The following is a 4,156-nucleotide window of genomic DNA, read 5'->3' as shown; positions in this document are numbered from 1 at the left end:
ATCGAGCAGCCGCTCGCCGTCGTCCCAGCCGGCGGCGACCAGGTCGGCGCGCAGCTGCGGGGCGTGCCCCCGGGCAAGCGCCTCGAGCGCGGCGTCGAGTGTGGGCACCGCGGCACCGGTGGTCCGTTGCCCGGCGATCGCCAGATCGCTCACCGCCGCCCGGTTGGCCGCCTCATACATGCCACGGGCGACGATCTCTTCCCAGGTGGCGGTCGGCAGGGCGAGCGCTGGTGGGGCGAGGAACGCCTCCTCGACGCCGCGCGCCGTGACAGAGGCGTCGGCGAGGAGGGTCGTGGCAGGACGGTCGTCGGGATCGATGTATGTCTCCGCCACCTTCTCGATCGCTGCCAGCCGGTCTGGCAGCGCGGGATGCGAGTCGTAGGGCGAGCGCTCACCCTGCTCGGAGATCATCGCGGCCATCTCACGCTGACGAACGGGGTTGTTGACCAGGGCGTGAAAACCACCGAACAGGTCGGCCGGGCGGGCTTGGGCCGGCCCGATCAGCCCGACGTAGGAGTCCAGGAAGTAGCCCCATGCCGGGGCGAGCCCGTGTACCTTACGCAGTGCGCTTGCCGCGGCCGACCGTCCGGCGACGGCGACCGAGTGCTCGTCCGCCTCGAGCTCCTGCCGTCGTGAGACGGCCAGCGATATGCGCAAGAAGAACTTGGCATATCCGACGAAGATCTTCTGGACGAACGGATGCTTCTCCAGGCTCCGCACCGTGGCGATCAGGGAGACTCGGCCGCGGTAGACAGGCGCGCCGAGCCGGGTGTGCGAGCCGCTGTAGTGGCCGAGCTCGTGCGCGAGGATCGAGCGCATCTCGTCCACGGTCATGGTCAGCAGCAACGGCATGCCGATGTACATGCGTCGCTTGGTCGCCTTCAAGCCGAGGTACCTGGTGTCCTCGCTGACGGCGGCGTTGACGTCAGGGATGATGCGGATCTCGTCCGGAGGCTGGGTCTGAACCCGCTCCGCGACGTTGTTGATAGTGCGCCACAGCTCCGGCTCCTGCTGAGCGGAGACGGCGACGCCGTGCTCGTTGCCCGAACGGCGCCTGGACACCACGATCAGTGCCCGGACCAGCGCCATTGCGACCAGCGTGATGGCGATGCCGGCCTGTATCCCTTGACCGTCGCCGCGGACGATGAGGCCGATGTCTATGACGACGGCCAGGACAACGATGAGGCCGACCAAGAGGTAGAAACCAGCGAGTAGACCGAGCGCAATCACTGCGCGGAGTGCGACTTTCATGCGTATGAACTCCTGAGAACAGTCACCCAGAACCGCAGGATCCTAGCACCACACAGCACGGAAGGGGAGGGCCTTGGGGAGGTGGTCAGGTAGGCGTGCGCGGGGCGGGCACCCGAGATGCGAATGCGGAGGCGACGACGGCGACGAGGATGCCGTTGATGGGCGGTATGCCCCAGCCCCACTCGTCGGTGGCCCAGGCGACTACCGCACCGATCGCATAGGCGGCGATGTTCCCCCAGCGCACCGTGGGAAACGAGTGAGTTGACGGGGACGGCATCCCGTGGCGCCAGCGCACCCACCAGTCACCGATGATGACACCACCGATCGGCGGGATGATGATGCCCAGCCAGTTCAGGTAGCTGATCAGGTTGTCGTAGATGCCGGTCACCGCGAGCAGGGTACCGATCAGGACGCCGACGATGACGTAGGGCTTCTTGGAGCGAGAGTCGGCGATCTCGGCGCCGGCCACACCGAAGTTGTAAGCGGTGTTGTCGTTCGTCGTCCAGAGGTTGCCGATCAGGAAGACGACGCCCCAGCCGGTCAGTCCGAGCCCGTACAGGACGAGGACGAAGTCCGGCTCGCCGAACGCGATGGCGCCGATCGCGCCGAAGAACAGCATGAGGAACTGCCCGACGAGGAACGCCACGAGGGAGGCGCCGAGTCCTTGCCCCGGTGTGCGGGCGAAGCGCGTCCAGTTCGGCGCCTGGGTGCCGCCGGAGGCGAAGGTCCCGACGATGATGGTCACCGCAGCAGCGACACCCATGGTGGCCGTCGGCTCCTGCTCAAGCATGCCGGACATCCCGCCCACCTCGTCGAACGAGCGCACAGTCACCCAGCCGGCAACGGCGAGTAGCAGCGGCACCGAGATCACGGACAGGCCGTACATGCCGCGATAGCCGAAATACGCCGTGGCACCCATGACCAGGCCACCGGCCACCATCAACAGCCGTTCGACGCCGTCGCCCTCCCACCCGGCCGCCTGGGCGACCAGCTGCGCCAGGGTGGCGACCGTGACTCCGTACCAGCCGATCTGGGTTCCGCCAAGCAGCAGCGAACTGAGCTTGGATCCCTGGTCACCGAAGGCGTAGCGGCACATCACCACCGTGGTGAGGCCTGTGCGGGTGCCGATACCGCCGAGGACGGCGACGTAGACGCCGAGGACGAGGCTGCCGAACGCGAGAACGCCCATCAGGGGCCAGAACTCGAACGCGGCTCCGACCTGTGCCCCGGCGAGCATGGTCGGTGTGAAGAAGGTGAAGCCGAGCAGGACGATCGAGAGCGAGAAGAGCGACTTGCGCGCGTGCGCGGGAACGGGGTCGACCGGGTAGTCGGGATCGACCGGCCGCTCGGGGCCGGCGTGGGGTGTCTCAGAGTTCGCTGTCATCGCCGATGTCCTCCATCCATAGGGCCGGATTGTCCGCGATGAACCTCTCCATCAACACGACGCACGCGGCGTCGTCGCGAATGATCACCTCCACGCCGTGCTCGGCGAGCCAGGTGTGACCGCCGCTGAACGTGACCGCCTCGCCGATCAGGAGCCGCGAGATGCCGAACTGGCGGACCAACCCGCTGCAGTACCAGCACGGTGACAGGGTGGTCACCATCGTGGTGCCCCGATAGGAGCGCTGCCGGCCGGCGTCCTTGAACGCGGCTGTCTCGGCATGCACGGAAGGATCACCGTCCTGGACGCGCCTGTTGCGGCCGCGGCCGAGGACATCGCCGTCCCGGCCGATCAGGGTGGCGCCGATGGGCACGCCGCCCTCGGCGAGACCGGCCCGGGCCTGGTCGAGGGCCACCTCGAGCCAAGCACGCAGAACGTCATCGTCAGGACTTTGGGGATCGAGACGCACCGACTACCTCCGTATCCGTTGCTCACATCAGCGAGCCTGGCATCGCCCAGGCTCGGCCCGGCCGGCGACGGTGCAGGAGCGGGCTCGACAAGATGCCTGTTCCCGGGCGGGTGCGTGGTCCCGTGGCCGGTGAAACGGCCTGGAGGGGAATGGACGGGCACGCAACCGAGGAACAGGCCATACCAGCCTGCGCCGCCATGGTCGGCGCGGCAATGGACAGGATGTCAGCTTCTGGCGGCGCAAAGTGCGACGTATTGTCGTTGATCGACGTCAGGATTTACGGCATGGTCATCACATGTCGCTGATGCTGCGCGAGATTCTCGACCTTCCGGAGATACGGGCGGCCGCTCCGGCGCTGACCACGGCGCCCGCCGGAGTGAACCGCGACGTCACATGGGCGCATTCGAGTGAGATCTTCGAGATCGGTCCGTTGCTCTCCGGCGGCGAGCTGTTGCTGACGACCGGTCTCGGACTGTCCGGAGCCGATGCGGGTGCCCGCCGGTACTGGATACGCGATCTCGCGGAGCGCGGCGTCGCCGCGGTGGCCATCGAGACCGGGCGTTCCTTCACGACCGTGCCCGACGAGCTGATCGACGAGGCCGACCGGTGCGAGCTGCCGCTGGTCCGGCTGGACAGGGTGGTGCCGTTCGAGCACATCTGCCGCGCCGTCAACACGGTCCTGCTGGATCGGGAGAGCGTCGCGATGCGCCTGGTGGACCAGCTGAGCGACCAGCTCCTGGCGGCACTGGCGGGCGGTGGTCTGGATGCGATCGCGCGGACCGCCGCCGCACAGACAGGACGTTCGGTCGCGGTGTCGACCTCGTCAGGTCGTCTGGTGGCCGCGGGCGGCGTGTCCTCAGCGAAGGCGCTGCATCGCATCGCTGCGGAAGCGGTCGTGCGCGCGCCGGTCCTCGTCGACGGGAGACCGTGGGGCGAGGTGCTCGTCGGCGAAGAGACATCGGCGGGTGACCCGGGTGGTGCGGGCGGTGCGGGCGGTGCGGTGAGACACCTGCCGGGAGATCCGCCCGGGTGGCCGCCACAGGCTCTGACCCCCG

4 protein-coding genes are annotated in these 4,156 nt (G+C 68.2%); 1 reads left to right on the top strand and 3 read right to left on the bottom strand.

What is annotated here, in order from left to right; translation table 11 throughout:
- From ELR45_RS27320 to ELR45_RS27310, 3 genes are all read right to left on the bottom strand, one after another.
- Positions 1-1,251, bottom strand: a 1,251-nt coding sequence (locus ELR45_RS27320; RefSeq protein ID WP_165368137.1) for a M48 family metallopeptidase, incomplete at its 3' end; no start/stop codon positions are given.
- Positions 1,252-1,336: 85 nt separating this feature from the next.
- Entirely contained in the window at positions 1,337-2,635 is a 1,299-nt protein-coding gene (codB, locus tag ELR45_RS27315) for a cytosine permease (protein ID WP_129669144.1), read from the bottom strand.
- Positions 2,619-3,101 carry a nucleoside deaminase gene (locus ELR45_RS27310; RefSeq protein WP_205857366.1) on the bottom strand — a complete coding sequence of 161 codons (483 nt, stop codon included), beginning with the start codon at positions 3,099-3,101 and terminating at the stop codon, positions 2,619-2,621. Before ELR45_RS27310 ends, codB begins: the two co-directional genes overlap by 17 nt.
- A 295-nt stretch (positions 3,102-3,396) precedes the next feature.
- Here ELR45_RS27310 and ELR45_RS27305 point away from each other — a divergent pair.
- Positions 3,397-4,156 (top strand): PucR family transcriptional regulator ligand-binding domain-containing protein (locus tag ELR45_RS27305; RefSeq protein WP_205857365.1); only part of this gene is annotated, 760 nt, incomplete at its 3' end.

This window comes from Phytoactinopolyspora endophytica, assembly GCF_004138495.1.
In the GTDB taxonomy this organism is placed as follows: domain Bacteria; phylum Actinomycetota; class Actinomycetes; order Jiangellales; family Jiangellaceae; genus Phytoactinopolyspora; species Phytoactinopolyspora endophytica.
The sequence above is the reverse complement of the archived record's forward strand: the minus strand, read 5'-3'. Positions and strand labels throughout refer to the sequence as shown.